General features: G+C 67.8%; 16 protein-coding genes. 3 read left to right on the top strand and 13 right to left on the bottom strand.

Going from position 1 to position 19,610, the window contains the following annotated elements:
* Window positions 1–118: 118 nt before the first annotated feature.
* Together EV646_RS36795 and EV646_RS36790 are read right to left on the bottom strand one after the other, a co-directional pair.
* Window positions 119–715 (bottom strand): hypothetical protein, encoded by a 597-nt coding sequence (locus EV646_RS36795; RefSeq protein WP_132157099.1) that lies wholly within the window; start codon window positions 713–715, stop codon window positions 119–121.
* A gap of 239 nt (window positions 716–954) precedes the next feature.
* A complete protein-coding gene (locus EV646_RS36790) occupies window positions 955–1,863 on the bottom strand; it encodes an alpha/beta fold hydrolase (protein WP_132157097.1) in 909 nt (302 codons plus the stop codon).
* A gap of 65 nt (window positions 1,864–1,928) precedes the next feature.
* On the opposite strand from EV646_RS36790, the gene EV646_RS36785 reads away from it, so the two are divergent.
* Entirely contained in the window at window positions 1,929–2,546 is a 618-nt protein-coding gene (locus tag EV646_RS36785) for a winged helix-turn-helix transcriptional regulator (protein ID WP_132157095.1), read from the top strand.
* Here EV646_RS36785 and ligD read toward each other — a convergent pair.
* The 5 genes from ligD to macS form a co-directional block, all read right to left on the bottom strand.
* Complete coding sequence (gene ligD / locus EV646_RS36780) at window positions 2,532–3,494, bottom strand: non-homologous end-joining DNA ligase (protein ID WP_422386737.1); 963 nt, start codon at window positions 3,492–3,494, stop codon at window positions 2,532–2,534. The genes EV646_RS36785 and ligD overlap by 15 nt on opposite strands.
* A gap of 5 nt (window positions 3,495–3,499) precedes the next feature.
* Entirely contained in the window at window positions 3,500–5,500 is a 2,001-nt protein-coding gene (locus EV646_RS36775) for an ATP-dependent DNA helicase (protein WP_132157091.1), read from the bottom strand.
* Window positions 5,501–5,555: 55 nt separating this feature from the next.
* A complete protein-coding gene (gene secD / locus EV646_RS36770; protein ID WP_132157089.1) occupies window positions 5,556–7,856 on the bottom strand; it encodes a protein translocase subunit SecD in 2,301 nt (766 codons plus the stop codon).
* Window positions 7,857–8,050: 194 nt separating this feature from the next.
* The gene (locus EV646_RS36765; RefSeq protein WP_241996567.1) at window positions 8,051–8,686 is read right to left on the bottom strand and encodes a response regulator; all 636 of its coding nucleotides are present in this window, start codon (window positions 8,684–8,686) and stop codon (window positions 8,051–8,053) included.
* On the bottom strand, window positions 8,683–9,807 hold the full coding sequence (macS, locus tag EV646_RS36760) for a MacS family sensor histidine kinase (protein ID WP_132157087.1): 1,125 nt from the start codon (window positions 9,805–9,807) through the stop codon (window positions 8,683–8,685). Before macS ends, EV646_RS36765 begins: the two co-directional genes overlap by 4 nt.
* Before the next feature lie 195 nt (window positions 9,808–10,002).
* On the opposite strand from macS, the gene EV646_RS36755 reads away from it, so the two are divergent.
* The gene (locus EV646_RS36755) at window positions 10,003–12,369 is read left to right on the top strand and encodes an immune inhibitor A domain-containing protein (RefSeq protein WP_132157085.1); all 2,367 of its coding nucleotides are present in this window, start codon (window positions 10,003–10,005) and stop codon (window positions 12,367–12,369) included.
* Window positions 12,370–12,423: 54 nt separating this feature from the next.
* Here EV646_RS36755 and hflX read toward each other — a convergent pair whose 3' ends face one another.
* Together hflX and dapF are read right to left on the bottom strand one after the other, a co-directional pair.
* A complete protein-coding gene (hflX, locus tag EV646_RS36750) occupies window positions 12,424–13,905 on the bottom strand; it encodes a GTPase HflX (RefSeq protein WP_132157083.1) in 1,482 nt (493 codons plus the stop codon).
* Between the two features lie 83 nt (window positions 13,906–13,988).
* Window positions 13,989–14,831 (bottom strand): diaminopimelate epimerase, encoded by an 843-nt coding sequence (dapF, locus tag EV646_RS36745; protein WP_132157081.1) that lies wholly within the window; start codon window positions 14,829–14,831, stop codon window positions 13,989–13,991.
* 374 nt (window positions 14,832–15,205) lie between these two features.
* Here dapF and EV646_RS36740 point away from each other — a divergent pair, with 374 nt between their 5' ends.
* A complete protein-coding gene (locus EV646_RS36740; protein ID WP_132157079.1) occupies window positions 15,206–15,475 on the top strand; it encodes a hypothetical protein in 270 nt (89 codons plus the stop codon).
* Here EV646_RS36740 and EV646_RS36735 read toward each other — a convergent pair.
* Genes EV646_RS36735 through EV646_RS36720 form a run of 4 tightly spaced genes read right to left on the bottom strand, consistent with a single transcriptional unit; the run spans window position 15,462 to window position 19,512 of the window.
* The gene (locus EV646_RS36735; protein ID WP_132157078.1) at window positions 15,462–17,009 is read right to left on the bottom strand and encodes an N-acyl-D-amino-acid deacylase family protein; all 1,548 of its coding nucleotides are present in this window, start codon (window positions 17,007–17,009) and stop codon (window positions 15,462–15,464) included. The genes EV646_RS36740 and EV646_RS36735 overlap by 14 nt on opposite strands.
* A gap of 19 nt (window positions 17,010–17,028) precedes the next feature.
* Window positions 17,029–18,138 (bottom strand): o-succinylbenzoate synthase, encoded by a 1,110-nt coding sequence (menC, locus tag EV646_RS36730; RefSeq protein WP_132157076.1) that lies wholly within the window; start codon window positions 18,136–18,138, stop codon window positions 17,029–17,031.
* Window positions 18,128–18,778, bottom strand: coding sequence for a MurR/RpiR family transcriptional regulator (locus tag EV646_RS36725; protein WP_132157074.1), 651 nt, complete (start codon window positions 18,776–18,778; stop codon window positions 18,128–18,130). Before EV646_RS36725 ends, menC begins: the two co-directional genes overlap by 11 nt.
* Entirely contained in the window at window positions 18,775–19,512 is a 738-nt protein-coding gene (locus EV646_RS36720; RefSeq protein WP_132157072.1) for a GNAT family N-acetyltransferase, read from the bottom strand. The genes EV646_RS36725 and EV646_RS36720 overlap by 4 nt, the downstream gene beginning before the upstream one ends.
* Between the last annotated feature and the right edge of the window lie 98 nt (window positions 19,513–19,610).

Here is a 19,610-nt window from a genome sequence, read left to right as displayed (position 1 = left end):
GGGTGCCGGGCCCGCGGAAGGCGCGGGGCCGCCGGGCGTGCGGACGGCGCGGGGTGCCGGGCGTGCGGAAGGCGCGGGGGTGCCGGGCGGCGTGAGGGTGTGGGTGGTGGAGTGCGAGCTACGGGGGGCTTATGACGGTGAGCATGCGGGCGAGCTTCCATGGCCGACTGCCCCACGCGGCGAGCTTCCCGCCAAGAAGCGGTTTCCAGATTCCTTGCCGGCCGATGAACACCAGCATGAGTGCAGCGGGGTCGGCTGACAGATAGGCGTCGATGTCGGGTGCGCTCCCCGCCTCGAGCGTCAACGAACCGCGGTCGAAGACAAGCGAGATGGGTCCACCTCCACGCAGGCGCACTTCGACGTGAGCCCGGAAGGGGCCGGCCTTCTCCTGGTTCAGGAAGGCAGTCGGTGGCAGGGCCGCGATCAGCGGAAGCACGCCGCCCTCGACCGCGAGCAGAGCATGGTCGCGTTCTATCGGCCACGGGCGCCCAGTTGCTCTGGCGATGTCATGGCCGTGCATCAGGCATTCCTCGAGCAGGTGACACGCCACCACCGACGGCGGCAGGCGGACACCCTGTAGCCAATCGACGGTTGCTGCTCGCGAACGCGACGCGAGGTCGTCGAACTTCTTGGCGAGTGATCCGATGCGGTCCGCGAGCACGGCTGGATCCCGTTCGCCGTCCTCGGCCAGCATATTCGCGTTGACCTCGGCCATCCCCGCCCTCGTCACTGTGGCTTCCGGAACCGCTCTTCCGGCGATGGCGTCGCTGTCGAATCGGAAAACATGAGACAGGTGAGCCGCCACATCGCCCACCGTCCAAGCTCCGACGGAGATGGAGCGGGCGTCAGGGATACCCCGCACCAGCGAGACGAGGCTGGGCACAACCTCCCGCAACGCCGTTCGAGCCTGGGCCATGGTGTCGGGTGCGCCGCTGTGCGTCACGTCGTAGGCCACTACGGTTCCTTTGGCGCTTTCCGCCGAACGTTCCCGCGAGCCGGAGTTCCACGCCGTCGGCCGCGCGATAACCGCCAGGCGCGGATCGCCGCGGCGAAGCGGGCGGGAGCGTCGGACTGTACGAAGTGGCCGGCGCCTTCGACGATGACGGTCTGGTGGTCGGCGAAGGCCCGCTCCCATCGCTGTCGTTCCTTGGCCCGGAAAGCGAAGTCCGCGTCGCCCCAGATGATGAGCGTCGGGAGGTCGGGGAGCCTGGCCTCGACATCGGCGAGGAAGGCGCGGCTGGCGGTGATTCGCCCGGGAAGCACGGCCGACGCGTCGCGGGTGGCGCGAGGCTCTCGGTAGTGGGCCATTTCGGCGGCGGTCGGCTTTCGCAGCCGGTGGCCGGCCGGGATCATCGCGTTGACGAACAGGTTGAACTGCCTGACCAGTAAGCGCCCAAGCACTCCGCCCATGACGAAGGAAGCGACCTCGAGCTGGACGTCGCCGGTGATCGGCCAGCCCCACGTGTTCGTCAGTACCAGGCCCTCGAAGGCAGCAGGCCGCTGCTCGACCGCGGCCAGACCGATGGGGCCGCCCCAGTCATGGGCGACCAAGGTGACGCCGCTCAAGCCCACGGCGTCAACGAACGCGGTGACGACGTCGGCGTGCTCCTCGGGTAGATACCGGTAGCCCGGGCGGGGCGTCGACAGCCCGAAACCGGGGTAGTCCAGGGCCACGCAGCGGAAGTCGTCCCGCAGGGCACGGATCACGTCGCGATACACGAACGACCAGGTCGGGTTGCCGTGCAGCAGGAGCAGTGTCGGCCCCGATCCTTCGTCGACGTAGTGGACGGTGTGTCCATCGATGGTGACGAAGCGGCTCTCGAACGGAAACAGCTCGTCGTCAACCCACGCAGGCCTTCCCACAACTACACCCCTCTCGCCGGCTTGCTAGATATTGTCAGATGAGCTTGAGATTATAAAGTGATCGTATGAGTCGAAGCTACGGCCAGTACTGCGGCCTCGCCCGGACGCTGGATGTCGTCGGCGACCGGTGGAATCTGCTCATCGTCCGCGAGCTCCTGATCGCCCCGGCCCGCTACCGCGAACTGCTCGATGGACTTCCCGGCGTGGCCACGAACCTGCTCACCGACCGTCTCCGCGACCTCGAAACCGCGGGAGTGATCGAGCGACGGTTAGCCGAGGAGAGCAACGCCATCGTGTACGCGCTCACCCCGTGGGGCGCCGAGTTGCGGGAGCCCATCGAGGCCCTGATCCGCTGGTCTACGCCACTCATGATGCGCGGGCCCGGCGGCGACCGCTTCCGCGCTGAATGGCTCGTCGTCGCCCTCCGAGCTCTGCTCGCCGGCAGACCACACGTACGCCGCTCATCGACGATCGGGATCGCGGTCGACGGCCAACTGCTCCAGGTACGGGCGACGCGCTCGGGCATTGAAGTCAGCCTGCATGATGGTCGCGCCCTCGATGCCGTTGTACGCGCTGACGCCTCGATCATTCTCGGGCTGGCAGCGGGCGGGCTCATCCTCGACGAGCACGTCGAGGTCGAAGGGGATGAAGCCGCCGTGCGAGCCGTCTTAAACCAGGACTGAGTCTGGGTTGATGTCTAGGCGGAGGCCTCGCCAGACGGGGTGGCGGAGGCGGGCGTCGGCGGCCCAGCCGGAGTAGGTGACTTCGGCGACCAGGACCGGGTCGAGCCAGTGGGCTCTGCGGCGGTCGGGGCCGGGGATGGTGGCGGGATCGAAGGGTGGGCGGTCGATCTCGAGGCCGGCCAGTTCGGCGCTCAACAGGTCGAGGGTGGCGAAGTCGAGGCCCGAGCCGACCTTGCCGATCAGGATCAGGTCGCCGCCCGGTTCGTCGTACGCGCCACAGTAGAAGGAGCCGATCTTGCCGGCGCGGTTGCCCTCACCCGGATGCCAGCCGCACAGGATCACGTCGCGCGTCTGCACCGGCTTGACCTTCACCCAGTCGGAGCTGCGTCGGCCGGCCAGGTAGCGGGACTTGCGCCGTTTCGCGACCACACCTTCGAGCCCGGTGGATGCGGACAACTCCAGCGCCGCGTCGCCGTCGTCGTACGCGGGTGGGGTTTCCCAGAACGGGTCGCCGATCTCGAGCGAGTCGAGCAGGCCGCGGCGGTCGTCGTACGTTGCCTCTAGCAACCACTTGCCGTCGAAGCGGAGTACGTCGAAGAGCCGGACGGAGACCGGGACGTCGCGGATCAAGTGCCGCAGCTGGCGAGGATCACGCACATGCATCCGCCGTTGCAGCAAGCCGAACGACGGCGCGCCGTTCTCATCCAGGGTGACGATTTCACCATCCAGTACGGCGGGCAGCCGCAGCCCCGGCGCCTCCGCCAGACCGACCAGCTCGGGGTAGCCGCCGGAGACGTCACGGCTGTTGCGCGACCACAGCCGGCAGACACCTTCGTCGACCTCGGCGATGATCCGGATGCCGTCCCACTTCATCTCGTACGACCAGCCCGAGCCCGACGGCATCTCCCCCGCCGCCGCCATCATCGGCAGCACCGGTGGACTGGTCACAGGACTCATGACGACTGCAGTCTCTTCAACGCGCCAAGCACCTTCTCACGATCGGCGGTCGGCCACATCGGGGGCAAGGAGGCGCGCAGGAAGGCGCCGTACCGCTGGGTGACGATGCGCGGGTCGAGGATGGCGACCACGCCGCGGTCGCTGCTGCGGCGGATCAGCCGGCCGGTCCCCTGCGCGAGGAGCAGCGCGGCATGGGTCGCGGCGACCGACATGAAGCCGTTGCCGCCGGCCTCGTCGACGGCGCGCTGGCGGGCAGCCATCAGCGGTTCGTCCGGGCGCGGGAACGGGACCCGGTCGATGATGACCAGATTGCAGGTCGAGCCCGGTACGTCGATGCCCTGCCACAGCGAGAGTGTGCCGAACAGCGACGTCTCCGGATCGTCGACGAACTCGCGAGCCAACTCCCCCAGCTGGGCGTCACCCTGGCAGAGCACCTTGAGATCCGTCGCTTCCCGGACGGCTGCGGTCGCCGCCTCGGCCGCACGGCGGGATGAGAACAGGCCGAGAGTCCGACCACCAGCGGCTGTGACCAGGTCGATGATCTCGTCGAACTGCTTCTGGCCGAGTCCGTCGCGATGCGGTGGCGGCAGATGCTTGGCGACGTACAGGATCGCCTGCTTCTCGTACTCGAACGGCGAGCCGACATCGAGCCCCCGCCACGGCAACGGGCCGGTGTCGGAGGACGGGTCCTCCAGCTCCGGCATCTCGTCATCTGAAGAGAGCTTGTCCGCCGGACGCAGACCGACCTGCCGCGCGATCGCGTCGAAGTCACCGCCAAGGGTCAGCGTCGCGGACGTGAGTACGACGGTCCGGTCCTTCAGCACCAAGGCCCGCAGGAGACCGGCGACGGTCAACGGAGCGATCCGGAGCTCACGACCGAAGCGATCACGGTCGACCATCCACACCACATCGGCATCGCTCAGGGCCGCGACGCGCTCGGAGACGTCGAAGATCTCCTTGACCGCGCCCTTCGACTGCCGCTTGGCGCCGTCCGGGTCGTCGTCCTTGTCGTCGGACTTCTTGTTGAGGTCGGAGTACAGCGCGCGGGCGGCGTCGCGAACCAGCGCGGCTGCTTCCAGAACCGGGCCGTTCGAGGCTTCGATCCGGCCTTCGCGCGAACCGTCGAGGGCGGCTCGGAGCGCGTCGGAGGCGTCGATCAGGTCGTCGGCCTTGTCGTCGTCGACGAACCGGCGGGAGCGTTTGGCGGCGCGCTCGACCATCTGCGGTGAGAGCTCGTCGCCCGCGGCATTGGTGACGCGGGCAGGCAGTTCGTGGGCCTCGTCGACGATGACGACGTCGTGCTCGGGCAGGACGATGCGGTTCTCGAAGGCGTCGATTGACAGCAGCGCGTGGTTCGTGATGACGATGTCGGCCTTGCGGGCCTGGTCCTTGGCCTTCTCCGCGAAGCACTCCTCGCCGTACGGGCATTTCTCGGCGCCCAGGCACTCGCGGGCGGCGATGGAGACCTGCTGCCAGGCCTGGTACTGATGCGAGGGCGCGTGGTCGCGGTCGCCTGCCTCGCCGTCTTTGAGTTGCTGCTCGGCCCAGTCGCGGAGCTCGAGCACCTGCTGGCCGATCGCGCCGGGCGGCGGGACGTCGATGAGCATGCCGTCGTCGTCGGGCGCGCCTTCGCGGATGCGGTGCAGGCAGGCGTAGTTGTTGCGTCCCTTCTGGATCGCGTACGACGGTCTGCGCGGCAGCAGCTTTTCGGTCGCGTCGAGGAGCGCGGGGACGTCGCGGTCGACGAGCTGGGACTGGAGCGCGAGGGTCGCGGTGGAGACGACGACGCGGCGGTCCTCGATCGCGTGCACCAAGGCCGGCACGAGGTAGCCGAGGGACTTGCCGGTGCCGGTGCCTGCTTGGACCAGGAGGTGGGAACCGTCGTGCATGGAGTTGTTGACGGCCTCGGCCATCTCCACCTGACCAGGCCGGGTCTGCCCGTTGATCCCGGAGACAGCGGCTTCGAGCAGTTCACGCACATCGACACCCACCGCCACACCCTAGCCCCCAAGACGGACAGATTTCCTCGCCGACGCCGCCGGTTGTGGATAACTAGACGACGGCGCCGCGGTCTGGTTGGGCGTCCCGGTCTACCTGGGGGCGCTTGGGGCGCGGCGGCGGAGCCGGATACCGACGCTCGAGCTCCAGCAGCAGCGGGGCTGCGGTCAGGTTGGACGAGTATGTGCCGACCAGAATGCCGAGCAGCAGCGCGAGGGAGAAGTCGGCCAGGGAGTCGCCGCCCAGAAACAGCAACGCGCTCAGGATGAACAACGTCGAGATACCGGTGTTGATGGTTCTCGGCAGCACGTTCACGATCGCGGTGTCGATGACCGTGCCCAGGTTGTCGGTGGACCGGGCGTTGCGGGTTTCGCGGATGCGGTCGAAGACGACGACGGAGTCGTTCACGGTGTAGCCGATGATGGTCAGGATCGCGGCCAGGAAGATGCCGTCGATCGGCTTGCCGGTCCAGGCGAACACACCGACCACGACCGCGACGTTCTGCAGCAGCGCCAGCACCGCACCCGCGCCGAACGTCCATCGGAATCGCGCGGCCAGATACAGCAACTGCGCGAGCAAGGCGATCCCGAGCGCGATCAACCCCTTGTTCCTGAGTTCCTCACCGAGCGACGGGCCGATGCTCTCGTTGCGGATCAGCTCGGTCCCGCCGCCGATGCGGGAGATCGACTCGCGGATCTTCTCCGCCTCGTCGTCGCTGATCGTCTGCGTCCGAACGGTGATGTCGTCGGTGCCTGATGCCTGTACAACGGCGTTCGGGTACCCGGCTTCGGCGACCGCGGCGCGCGCCTGATCCGGCGTGATCCGCTGCGCCGTACTGACCTCGAGCAGTCGCCCGCCGGTGAACTCGATACCGAGGTTCAGCCCGCGCACCAGTACACCCGCGACCGCGACGACGATCGCGACGACCGTGATCAGCAGCCAGCGCCGGCTGTGCTTCATCAGCGACGGACGCCGCGCCTCGAGCCAGGTCCGGACCCGGCCGTGCCCGGCGATCCCGCTCAGCCCCGGACGCCGCAGTACGAAACCGCGGGACACCAGGAGTTCCGCGAGTACGCGCGTCACCACCAGAGCGGACAGCATGGACGCGACCACACCGATGCTCAGCGTGACACCGAAGCCGCGGACGGGACCGGCGGCCAGGAAGAACAGCAGACCGGCGGCGAGCAGGGTGGTGATGTTCGAGTCGGCGATTGCAGACAGCGCGTTCTGGAAGCCGCTGCGCAGCGATCGGCGCAGTCCGTCGGTGCGGCCCGCGATGTAGTCCTCACGAGCACGTTCGAAGACCAGCACGTTCGCATCGACCGCCATACCGATGGCGAGGACGAACCCGGCCAAGCCGGGCAGCGTGAGTGTCGCCCCGAGCGCGGTGAGAGCCGCGTACGACATCCCGGAGTAGGTGATCAGGCCGAGGACGGCCATCAGGCCGACCAGGCGGTAGACCACGATGATGAACAGCGCGGTCAGCGCCAGGCCGATGATCGCGGCCAGCGCGCTCGCCTGGATCGCGTCCTTGCCGAGCGACGGGCCGACCGTGCGCTGGTCGATGACCTCGACCGGCACCGGCAGCGAACCGCCCTCGATCAGCGCGGCCAGGTCCTTGGCCTCCTCCTCGGTGAAGGTGCCGCTGATCGTGCTGGTGCCACCGGTGAGGCCGGTGTTGCAGAGCTGGTTGCCGCCGTTCGGGTCGACCTGCGGGGCGCTGATCACCTCGTCGTCGAGCACGATCGCGATCATCCGCGGCGGAGTGTTGACCGGCTGGCAAGCGGCCTTGCCGGTGATGTTCGCCCAGATCTTGCCGCCGTCGCCCTTGAAGTTCAGCTCGACGAACCAGCCCTGGGCGACCTGCTGCGGGTCGAGCCGGCCGTCGGCGCTGCTGATCATCTCCCCCGTCATCGCCGGTTTCGCCAGCCGGAGGAATCCCTGGCCGGTGTCGCTGGGCAGGTACACCTCCCCGGCGGCAGGCTTGGCCGGCTTGGAGGCGACCTGGTCGAGCACCTCATGGAAGGTCAGCTGTGCGGTCTTCCCGATCACCCGAGCGGCCTCGCGTGGATCCTGTACGCCGGGCAGCTCGACGATGATCCGGTTGTCGCCCTGGCGGGTCACGTTCGGCTCGCTGACCCCGAGGGCGTCGATCCGGCGGTGCAGCACCGTGGTCGCCTGGTCGGTGGTCTCCTTGGTCGCCTTGACCGTCGGCGAGTCCTTCGCCTCCAGCACGATCTGCGTCCCGCCGCGCAGGTCGAGACCGAGCTGTGGCTTGGCCGTGAGTACGACGTACGTCGACGCCGCCAGGACGAAGAACGCGAGCAGCGCACGGACCAGGGACGACCGGTTCACAACAGCCTCCGGAGCTGGGCACCCGCCGTACGGGTGTCGTGACAGAGAGCAGACCACTCAGGCGTGGAACGCACAGTGTATGGAGGCATTCAAGCCGTACGCCGGACAATCGCACAAGCGACCGGGTCGCGGCTGGAACATGGTCGCCATCTCCCAGGACGTCTACGTGCAGAACGTCCTCGACACCCGGGGGACTACTCGGGGGCGTCTATCCCGTGTTCTATGGCGTAGCGGACCAGCTCGGCCCGGTTGTGCAGCTGCAGCTTCCGCAGGGTGTTCTGCACGTGGTTCTCCACAGTCCGGTGCGACAGGACCAGTCGAGTGGCGATCTGCCGAGCCGTCAGCCCGCGTGCCACCAGCCGGAGCACCTCAGTCTCCCGCTCGGTCAGCTGTGGCACCTCCGGCCCGGCTCCAAGCCGTCGGTACTCCCCCAGCAACAGTCCAGCCAGCCCAGCGCTGAAAACGGCATCCCCTTCCGCAGTACGCCGTACTGCGTCGTCGAACTCGTCCAACGACGCGGACTTCACCAGATAGCCGGACGCACCGTTCTTCACAGCATCCAGTACGTCGACATGCTCGGCGCTGGCCGACAACACGAGCACCCGGGTGTCAGGAAGCGCGGCGGTGATCTCCCGGGTCGCGTCGACGCCAGAGCCATCACCAAGCTGCAGGTCCATCACCACCACGTCAGGGCGGGTCGCCAGCGCGATCTTGACCGCACTGGACACATCCGCCGCCGTCGCACACACGTCGTACCCCCGGCTGCCCAGATCCCGGGCGACGCCCTCGCGCCACATCGGATGGTCGTCGACGATCATTACGCGCGTCACGATGTCCTTACCTTCAGCTCCCACTCGGTTCCCTCTCCAGGGGCGGTCCGGACCTCGACTGTGCCGCCCAGATCGGTGATCCGGCCGCGGATCGACTGGCTGACCCCCAGGTGCCCGTCGGACCGGGCCTGCTCCAGCCGGTCGGGCGTCGTACCGTCTCCATCGTCCCGGATGGACACCAGCACCTCTTCGCCGAGGTCCTCGACCGCCACCCAGGACCGGGCCTCCGGGCCGGCGTGCTTGTCCACGTTGCTAAGCGCCTCCTTGACCGCGGCAACGACCTCACCAACGGTCGTTGCCGGCAGCAAGACAGCAGCAGCCGGTACGACGACATCGACCCGTGTGGTGGCCAACGGCAACAACAATCCGCAGAGGTCGACCCGGTCGCCCTCGGCAACAGTCGGCCGGGACGACATCAAGATGCGGAGGGCAACTTCCTGTTCCGCGGCCAGCTTGGCCAGCTCGACCGCTTCACCGCCGATCGCGTGACCGCGCCGCTGCACCTGGGCCAGCACCTGCAGGACGCCGTCGTGGATCGACCGGCTGAGCCTGAGCCGCTCGGCAGTGGCGCTCTCGGCGGCGATTGCCTCCCGCAACCGTGCTCCCGCCCGGCGCATCGTCGTGGCGGCGTACCCGACGACGAGGCCGGCGACCAGCAGCAGCTGCACGTTGGCGAGGATCTTCGAGGCGTTCTCGACACCCCGCAACGACAGCAACGCGAGGCTGACCGTCGCGGCGCCGAGCAGGCCGCCGTCGCGACCACGCGAGATGGCCAGCGCGATCACCGGCCCGGCCGCCCAGACTGAGGTCAGCACGGAAGCGCCGCCGCGGATATCGATCAGCGGCTGCGCGAGCAAGGTCGCGTACATGCAGCCGACGGTGATGATCAGGTCGGCGAAGGCGAGCCGGGTGTTGCGGCGCCCCCAGCGGCGGCTGTAGCCGATCGAGGAGATCACCGTCCAGACGGCCATGATCGCCAACTGGAGCACCGCGCCGTACGGCCGGACGATCCCGTCCCACCGGCTCCAGACTCCGAAGACGGCGAAGACCCAGGTGATCAGCCGGAAGACCACCAGCGCGCGCCACAGCGGCTGCAGCAGGTCGACCGAATCACGCTCCACGCGGACAGTCTGCCAATCCGGACGGCTCTCGTGCGTGAGTAGTTCCACCGATGGCGCAGGTTTCCCCGCCCGTTTCCGGGATTTTCCGCCGTCCGCTTCAGGAACGCCGGTTTTCCCCGTACTCTCGCGCAAAACACGCTCGGGGAAGCTATGGACACTCCGCGTCACCACGCGGCAGAACATGGAGGGGAAGACGTGCGCAAGCTACCCGCCGGGCTCTTCAGCCTGGCTCTGGCGGCGACTGCCGGGGTGGGCATTGCCCAAGCCGGCAACGCCGCAACGCCCCAGGAGGTGGGTACCGCGCCAGTCGCCAGCGAGGCGTCGGCGCCGGACGAGTTGTCCAGCCCACTGGAGGAGAAGCGCCGCGAACTGCGCCAGGAGGCGCTCACCAAGGTGCTCAACGGCACCGCCAAGACCGAGCAGCGTGGCGGCAGTACGGTCGTCAAGCTCGGCAGCAAGCCCGTCGGTGCCAAGGGCGTAGTGAACGCCACCACCGGCCGGGTCGACCAGTACGTCGAGCTCGCCCGGGAGAAGACCGACAAGATCTTCGTGGTGCTGGCCGAGTTCGGCAACGAGCGGCACCCCGATTACCCCGACAAGGACACCTCGGCGGCCTTCCCGGGCCCGGCGACCTTCGAAGGACCGCTGAACAACGCGATCCCGGAGCCGGACCGCACGGTGGACAACTCCACCGTCTGGAGCTCGAACTACGACCGCCAGCACTTCCAGGACCTGTACTTCGGCACCGGCAACTCGGTGAAGAACTACTACGAGAAGCAGTCCTCCGGCCGCTACAGCGTCGACGGCACCGTGACCGACTGGGTCAAGGTCAAGTACAACGAGGCCCGGTACGGCCGGTCGAACGGCTTCCCGTGCACCGGCAACGTCTGCAACAACACCTGGGACCTGATCCGCGACGCGGTCAACCAGTGGGTCGCCGACCAGAAGGCAGCCGGCCGGACCAGCGAGCAGATCTCCGCGGACCTCAAGTCGTTCGACCAGTGGGACCGCTACGACTTCGACGGCGACGGCAACTTCAACGAGCCGGACGGCTACATCGACCACTTCCAGATCGTGCACGCCGGCGGCGACCAGGCCGACGGCGACCCGTGGCAGGGTGAGGACGCGATCTGGTCGCACCGCTGGTACGTCGGCTTCCCCGGCGGCCCGGCGAACAACCCGGCCCGCGGCGCGCAGATCGGCGACACCGGCCTCTGGGTCGGCGACTACACGATCCAGCCGGAGAACGGCGGCATCAGCGTCTTCGCGCACGAGTACGGCCACGACCTCGGCCTGCCGGACCACTACGACACCTCCGGCGCCGCAGTGGAGAACGGCGTCAACTGGTGGTCGATCATGGCGCAGAGCCGGGTCAGCAAGCCGAGCGACGGCGGCATCGGCGAGCAGGCGGCCGACTTCAGCGCCTGGGACAAGCTGCAGCTCGGCTGGCTGGACTACGAGATCGTCGCGGCCGGCCAGAACCGGACCGTCGAGCTCGGCCCGCACGAGTACAACTCGAAGAAGGCCCAGGGCCTGGTCGTGACGCTGCCGAAGAAGCAGGTTGTCACCGACCTGGTCGCGCCGAAGACCGGCACCAAGTCCTGGTGGAGTGGCAAGGGCAACAACTTCACCCACACGATGAACCGTCAGGTCACGCTGCCGGCCGGTACGTCGACCCTCAGCTTCCAGGCCAACTGGGACATCGAGGACTGCGGCTCGACCGCGTGTGACTACGCGTACGTCGAGGTGAACGACGGCACCGGCTACAAGCCGATCGCCGGAAGCATCACCAAGGCCACCGAGGGCAACGGCATCGACGGCACCAGCGCCGGCTGGGTCGCGGCGACGTTCGACCTGACGCCGTACGCCGGCAAGACGATCGGACTGCAGTTCCGCTACACCACCGACCCGGCCGACGGCGGCAAGGGGTTCTTCGCCGACGACATCAAGGTGATCGCCGGTTCGACCACGCTGGTCGACTCGGGTGCGGAGGCGACGCCGGAGGGCTGGACGCTCAACGGGTTCGCCCCGGCCGGTGCGTCCATCACCACGCTGTTCGACAACTATTACCTGGCGTCGCACATCAACTACGTGTCGCACGACCAGTACCTGAAGACCGGCCCGTACAACTTCGGCTGGGCCAGCACGCTGCCCGACAAGGTCGAGCACTTCCCGTACCAGGACGGCCTGCTGCTCTGGTACTGGGACACCTCGCAGTCCAACAACAACACCAACCAGCACCCGGGCGAAGGCAAGATCCTGCCGATCGACTCGCACCCGGTGCCGATCAACCGTCTCGACGGCGCGCTCTGGCGGCCGCGAGTCGGCGGGTACGACGCTCCGTTCGGACTGGAGACGGCTGATTCGTTCAGCCTCCACATCAACGGCCAGGCCAGCTACATCCGCGGCCAGAACGGCGTATCCACCTTCAACGACAGCAAGACCTACTGGTACGCCGAGCAGCCGACCGCCGGTGTGAAGGTGCCGAACAACGGCGTCAACATCAAGGTCCTGTCCCGCAACAACACCACCATCAAGGTCCTGGTGTCCAAGCGCAGCTAGCCCTAACCGCACCACAGCAAACGGCCCCGGGGTTTTCCCGGGGCCGTTTCTGCGTTACAGGGCTGTTGCTACTTGGTACGGCGTGAGGTCGCCGGCCAGGTCTGGATGGACCCGGGCGGTGAGTCTGGTGCCGTCGGCGGTGTGTTCGAGTTGGTCGACCGAGCCCTCGGAGTGGATCCGGGAGACCAGGTCGCCGCGGTCGTACGGCAGCAGCAGATCGACCGCGATGTCCGGCTGCGGCAGCGACGCCTCGACCAGCGAGCGCAGCTTGTCGATGCCCTCGCCGGTGTGCGCCGACACGACCAGCGCACGCGATTCGCGGTGCAGGATCGGCGCCAGCGCCATCGGATCCGCGATGTCGCCCTTGTTGATCACGATGATCTCCTGGACGTCCGCGGCGCCGATCTCACTCAGCACCTCGCGAACCGCCTGGATCTGCGCCAGCGGATCCGGGTGCGAGCCGTCCACCACGTGCAGCAGCAGGTCCGCGTCCGCGACCTCCTCCAGCGTGGACCGGAACGCCTCGACGATGTCGTGCGGCAGGTGCCGGACGAACCCGACGGTGTCGGTGAACGTGTACACCCGGCCGTCGGAGGTCGTCGTACGCCGGGTCGTCGGGTCGAGGGTCGCGAACAGCGCGTTCTCGACCAGCACGCCGGCGCCGGTGATCTTGTTCAGCAGCGAGGACTTGCCGGCGTTGGTGTAACCCGCGATCGCCACCGAAGGGATCGAGTGCCGGCGGCGCTCCTGGCGCATCGTCGAGCGGGTGCCCTTCATGTCCTTCAGCTCACGCCGGAGCTTCGAGATCTTGGTGTTGATCCGGCGCCGGTCGGTCTCGATCTTCGTCTCACCGGGACCACGGCCACCGATACCGCCACCGGCCGCACCGACGCGTCCACCGGCCTGGCGGGACAGGTTGCCACCCCAACCACGCAGCCGCTGCTTCATGTACTGCAGCTGGGCCAGCTCGACCTGGGCCTTGCCTTCCTTGCTCTTCGCATGCTGGGCGAAGATGTCCAGGATCAGCGCGGTCCGGTCGACCACCTTGACCTTGAGCTTGTCCTCCAGGTTGCGCAGCTGCGCGGGGGCCAGCTCGCCGTCGGCGATCACGGTGTCGGCGCCGAGCGACGCGACCAGGTCGCGCAGGTCGGCGACCTTGCCGGAACCGATGAAGGTCGCTGGGTCGGGCTTCTTCCGCCGCTGGATCACGCCGTCCAGCACCTCGGAACCGGCCGTCTCGGCGAGCAGCTTCAGCTCGGCCAGCGAGTTCTCCGCGTCCTCGGCGCTGCCCTCGGTCCAGACACCGACCAGGAGCACGCGCTCGAGCAGGAGCTTGCGGTACTCGACCTCGCTGATGTCGGTCAGCTCGGTCGACATACCGACCACGCGCCGTAGCGCCTGGCGTTCCTCGAGATCGAGGCCCTCGGTGGTCAGCTCTGAGTCGTGACCCGTCAACGAATCGCCGGAGTCATCGCCCTCAATGAGGTCAAGTTCGACGTCGGAGGTCTCGTCGTAAAAGTTCGAATGGGTCGTCATATACCTTCCATCGTGGCACGGGCCACCAGTACAAGCGACCCGATTTCCCACGTCAACGCCCTAGGCGTTACCTGAATTCCCGTTCAGGCCGGCAACCACGCGCGATCGAACTCCCCCCGAGCGTGTACGACGGCCGGCCCGGTCAGCTCCAGGTGGTTGTCCTCCCGCCACGTCACGGTGACCGAACCACCCAGTACGCCGACACGGTAAGTAACCGGCAACTCCTGCCGCGCCTGCCGCGCCGACGCCACCGTCACCGCGCACGTACCCGTCCCGCAGGACCGCGTCTCCCCCGACCCACGCTCGTGGACCCGCATGGCGACCTCGTTCGGGCCTCTGCGTACGACGAACTCGACGTTCACACCCGCTGGGAAAGCCTCTTCCGGCGACCACACCGGTTGATCGACGAGGTGCCCGGGTTCGCGCAGATCGTCCACGAAGGCAACAGCGTGCGGATTCCCCATGTCGACATGCAACGCCGGCCACTGATGGCCGTTCGCCTCCACGACGACGCCCGCCGGATCTGGCAGCGTCGGCTCGCCCATGTCAACGGTCAGCGTGCCGTCGTCGTTGAGCACGACCTCCTTGACTCCCGCGCGAGTCCCGACACGGACCGGCTTGCCGTCGGTCAGTCCTTCGTCCGCGAGGTACCGGACGAACACCCGGACGCCGTTGCCGCACATCTCCGCGATCGACCCGTCCGCGTTCCGGTAGTCCATGAACCAGTCGCCGCCGTCCTCGACGTACGACTGCTTGCTCCCCTCGATCACCCGCAGCACACCGTCCGCCCCGATCCCCGCGTGCCGATCACACAAGAACCGCACCAGCCCGGCGTCGAGGTCCCCGTGAATCGATCCGTCGGGGTCGGGCAACAACACGAAGTCGTTCTCCGTGCCATGCCCCTTCGCCCAGGGGAAAGTGCTCATACCCGAATCCTACGGGCAGGCCAGAATCCCTGCCGAGGCCACGGCCTGGGTGATCGTCGAGCGGGACTGGGGAGCGCTACCCACCTGAATCGGCAGGCCGGACTCCCCAGTCGTCCCCGGTTCCGTGCGGTACGGCGCTGTCGCGGTGAACGACTGGCTACTGGCGACGTTGTGCACCGCTCGACCATGGCGCCGCGGCGTGTCGTGGTCGAACCGTGCACAAAGTCGGGCATTACACCTTGGACCCCCCGGCGGTGAGGGGAAAGGTTGCCCGCGGCAAATTAAAGATGGACACCAGCCTGATTCGGGCAGCGGAGTCTGGTGCGAAGAAGCCCATCTCCACCATCTTGGCCAGGTAGCCGTATCGTTGGTTCGTGGGTGATGAGGTGGTTGCGTACTTCTGGGAAGAGGACGACGCCGAGGCGGTGGCCGGGCTGCTGCGTGGTGAGGTGCGAAGCGGGCGCTTCCACGGCGAGGACGACGACCAGGACCATCCATGGGTGGTCGTAGCCCGGAATGTGCACCCTGCCGGGCTGGAATACCTCCTCAACGAGTACGACGGATGGCTGGAGCCAGCAGAGGACGAGCCAGCGGCTGCTCCTCCCCCGCTGCCGACCGGTCCCAAGCGCTTCAAGAAGACCTGAGCACGCGACCGGGACGAGCGCCCGTGGGTGTGCCGTTGGTGAGGACCGATTCGCCCGAGACGAGGACGTGTTCGACGCCAACCGACAGCTGCCACGGATCGTCGTACGTCGATTTGTCGGCGACCCGCGCCGGATCCAGTACGACGAGGTCCGCGACGGCGCCGGGTTTGACCACACCCCGGTCGGACAGACCGAGTCGTGAGGCCGGGAGCGAGGTCATCCGACGGATGGCTTCGGGGAGCGTGAGCACGCCGAGGTCTCGGGTGTAGCGGCCGAGGACGCGGGGGAAGGTGCCGAAGTTACGCGGATGCGGGTGAGCGGATCCGGTGGCGCTGAGGATCCAGCCGTCGCTCGCGATGCTGGTCATGGGATGGCGGAGGACGGTGACGACGTCGGCTTCGCTCATCGTGTGGTTGATGATGCTGACCGCGGCCTGGTGGTGCTCGAGGATGCGGAGGATGGCCTCGGCCGGATCGACCTCGTCTCGCTGGGCGATGTCGGCGACGCTGAGGCCGCGGCAGTCGTCGTACTTCCCGGGTGGCAGGGAGGCGATCACGATGGCGGGAGCATCGAGCTCCATCTCGGCTGCGATCCGTTGACGTTCCGCCCGGTCGGCGAGGCGGGCGAGGAGGCCGGCCGTCCCGCCGTCCATCGCCCAGGTGGGAAGCCAGGTGGTGAGCGTGGTGCTGGAGGCGTCGTACGGGTAGACGTCCCAGCCAACGTCCACGCCGTCGGCTCGGGCTTGATCGAGGCGTTCGAGCGCGGCTCCGACCAAGCCGTGGTTGGCTTTGCCGCTTGCCTTCAGGTGCGAGACTTCCAGCCGGGCGCCAGCAGCTCGGGCGGCTTCTACAGCTTCGTCCAGGGCGTCGAGCAGCTGAGCGGCCTCGTTGCGGATGTGGGTCGAGTAGAGCAGACCGCACTCCCCCGCCGTCGCCACCAGCGCCGCGACCTCGGCCGAATCGGCGAAGGCTCCGGGCGCGTAGATCAGCCCGGTCGAGAAGCCAACAGCTCCTTGATCTGCTGCCTCACGCAGTAGGTTTTGCATCTGCTGCAGTTCGGCCGGCGATGGCGCGCGCTCGGCGCTGCCCATCACCGCGAGCCGGAGCGCCGAGTGCCCGACCTGCAGGCCGAGGTTGATGGCGAGATTGCCCAGGGCGTTGGTGAACCCGGCGACGTCGTGCCACGACCAGCTGAGATCGGTGCCGAGGAACGCCGTACCGGCCTTCATCTGGTCGAGATCGGTGATGGGGAACGGCGACCAGCCGCAGTTCCCGGTGACGAGTGTCGTTACACCTTGGTAGAGCTGAGTGGAAGCCTGCGGCGACGACTCGGCGGTGAAATCGGCGTGCGAGTGGAGGTCGATGAAGCCAGGCGCCACAATGTTGCCCGTGGCATCGATCAGCTCAGCGCCGGAGGGCTCCTCGCCGGGTGGCAGTACGGCGGTGATCCGCCCGCCGTCCACCAGCACGGTCGCGGCGACCGGCTCCGCGCCGGTGCCGTCGACAACGAGTCCACCGGTCAGTGCCCTGCGCATGGAGCCGCTCCTGTTGTGGTCAGAGCGACAGCGTGGCGACAGTGTGGGCCGCGATCAGGTCAGTATCGACCGCGTGACCGAGACCGGTTGCCTTGGGCACCTGTACGACGCCGTGCTCGGCGACGACCGGTGGGGTGATGACGTCCCGGGCGTAGTACTTCTCCGAGGCGGACACGTCCGATGGGAGGGTGAACCCGGGCAGGCTGGAGATGGCGACGTTGGCGGCACGGCCGATGCCGAACTCGTGCATGCCGCCGCACCAGACCGGGATGCCGGCCTGCTTCGCGCGGTCGTGAGCAGCGCGAGCGGCGGTCAGACCGCCCATCCGTGACACCTTGATGTTCAGCACGCGCAGCGCCTCGATCGAGAGCGCCGTCTCCAGGTCGTCGAGGGTCTCGATGCTCTCGTCCAGGCAGATCGGGGTCTGCATGCTCTGTTGCAGCCGGGAGTGCGCCAGCAGATTCCGCGGGGCGAAGGGTTGCTCGATCATCGTGAGACCGAACTCATCCAACGCCAGCAATGGCTCGTCATCGGTGTAGATGCCGTTGGCATCGACATGGAGATCGAGCTCCGGGTGTTCGGCCCGGACCGCGCGTACCGGTTCGACATCCCAGCCAGGCGCGATCTTCAGCTTCACGCGGGGATAGCCGGCCGCCACCTGACGACGCACTTCGGCCAGCAGGTCGTCGATGGTCGGCTCGATCCCCAGCGACACCCCGGCGACGACCTCGGCGCGAGTACCGCCGAGAGCCTGAGCCAGCGAGACGCCCTGCAGCTCAGACCACAGCACCCACGCGGCGACGTCGACACCAGCCTTGGCGAACTGGTTGCCGCGCACCTTGGCCCAGAACTGCGACACCTGCTCAGGCCGCTCCCACGACTGCCCCAGCACCGCCGGCAGCAGGTAGCGCTCGGCAACATGCCAGCACGTCTCAACCGTCTCCGGTGCATAGTAGGGATCCGACGGCGACGCGATCTCGCCCCACCCGACCGCGCCCGAGGCGTCCTCGAGCTCGACCAGGATGTGATCCAGCAGAGTCTTGCGATGCGAGCTGGTGCGGAACTCGTGCACGAGCGGCAACCGAACCCGATGCAGCCGGGCCGCGATGACCTTCAGCTCAGTTGACATACAGCCCCAGCTCCGTGTTGAGCCGATCGCGTTCGCCGAGCCGTCTCCGGGCACCCTTCGCACTCGCCGTGGTCAATGTCGCCAGCACATGCAGTACGGCGGCTACCACGGTCGGCGAGTCGACGTACGACGCGCTACCGGTGGCGACGTAGATGGATTGGTCCGCGATCTTCGCCAGCGGCGCGTCCTCGAAGTCGGTGATGGCGATCAGCTCACCGCCCGCCTCAGCGAAGCGCTGCGCGAGCTCGACGGTGTCGCGACGGTACCGGCGCAGCGAAAACGCCACCATCAGGTCGCTCGACCGCACATCGGACAGTACGTCGACACCGCGGACGACTGTGCCGTCGATCAGCGTCACCTGAGACAGGCCGACGCTGAGATCGAAGGCGAGCAGTGACGCGTAGGAGAACGACTTGGCGGAGCCGACGATGAAGCGCCGGCGGGCGGCGACAATCCGGGCCGCCGCCTGCGCGATCGAGTCGTCGGCGAGGATCTCGTCCAGAGCTTCCTCGATCGAGGCGCGTTCCTGCTCGACCACGCGCCGCTGCAACAGTGTCGACGATCGCCGTTGCAGCCGGGCGTCGTACCGCTCGTGCGGGCTGGTCAGCTCCCGGTTCCGCGCCTTGTCGGCCTCGCTCATCCGGCGTCCTTTCCGAAGAGGTAGACGCCGGTGCCGCCGACCACCTGACACGATCCGGCCACGAGGCCTTTGCCGAGGAAGTCGGTGAAGGCAGCGCGGAGTTGATCGCGGAATGCTTCCTGCTTGGCGGGGTCGACCGGCAACGCCAGCCACGACCGCTCGCCGTCGCCGCCGACCACACCCCAGTCGGCCTCACCCAGCTCGGGCGCGGCTGGTGAAGGCGCGGGCTCCTCGATCCGCAAGTCCCATTCGACGGTCACCCGGTCGATGCCGGGGCCGTAGGCGTCCGGGGTGAACCAGCGGCCGCGCGCGCCGAGGACGTCGAGGTTGAAGTGCCCGTTGCGGATCTGGAACGGATCGTAGGTCCAGCGCATCCGGTTCAGGCCGTGGCTGAGCGCGACCTCGCGCTGCGCGTACTTGAGCCGGCGGCCGAGACCGTGGCCTTGGTGGTCCGCGGCGACGAGAGCCGTCTGCGAGTAGTGGTAGAAACCGCGGCGGTCAGTGCCGCAGAAGCCGTACGCGAAGGCGACGAGCTTGTCGGCCTCGTCGAGCAGGCCGACGACCGAGCCGCCGTTGGAGGTGAGCGCGGCGAGCAACCGCGGATTCAGGCCGTACTCGGGGTCCTGGTAGCCGAAAACCTCCCGGTACAGCGCTGCGGCCTCCGCATACCGAGCCGGAGTCGTCAGCGTGACGGTCCGGACCCCGTCTTCCTGGATCACCCTGGGCTGGATCACTCGGACGCCTCCAAAGATACGTAACGGATCATTGCTGCCCCTGCAGTACATCCCGCTCCCGCACAGCGAGTCAATCGACATCCGGATCGTGATACGTT

Origin of the sequence: Kribbella antiqua (assembly GCF_004345665.1) — a bacterium.
GTDB lineage: Bacteria > Actinomycetota > Actinomycetes > Propionibacteriales > Kribbellaceae > Kribbella > Kribbella antiqua.
This window is presented reverse-complemented; position numbering and strand designations above follow the sequence as displayed.

Excerpts from the sequence above, each read along its gene's own strand:
- EV646_RS36795 (WP_132157099.1), bottom strand. The coding sequence starts at position 715 with ATGGCCGAGGTCAACGCGAATATGCTGGCCGAGGACGGCGAACGGGAT.
- EV646_RS36785 (WP_132157095.1), top strand. The coding sequence starts at position 1,929 with ATGAGTCGAAGCTACGGCCAGTACTGCGGCCTCGCCCGGACGCTGGAT.
- hflX (WP_132157083.1), bottom strand. The coding sequence starts at position 13,905 with ATGACGACCCATTCGAACTTTTACGACGAGACCTCCGACGTCGAACTT.
- dapF (WP_132157081.1), bottom strand. The coding sequence starts at position 14,831 with ATGAGCACTTTCCCCTGGGCGAAGGGGCATGGCACGGAGAACGACTTC.
- EV646_RS36735 (WP_132157078.1), bottom strand. The coding sequence starts at position 17,009 with ATGCGCAGGGCACTGACCGGTGGACTCGTTGTCGACGGCACCGGCGCG.
- menC (WP_132157076.1), bottom strand. The coding sequence starts at position 18,138 with ATGTCAACTGAGCTGAAGGTCATCGCGGCCCGGCTGCATCGGGTTCGG.
- EV646_RS36725 (WP_132157074.1), bottom strand. The coding sequence starts at position 18,778 with ATGAGCGAGGCCGACAAGGCGCGGAACCGGGAGCTGACCAGCCCGCAC.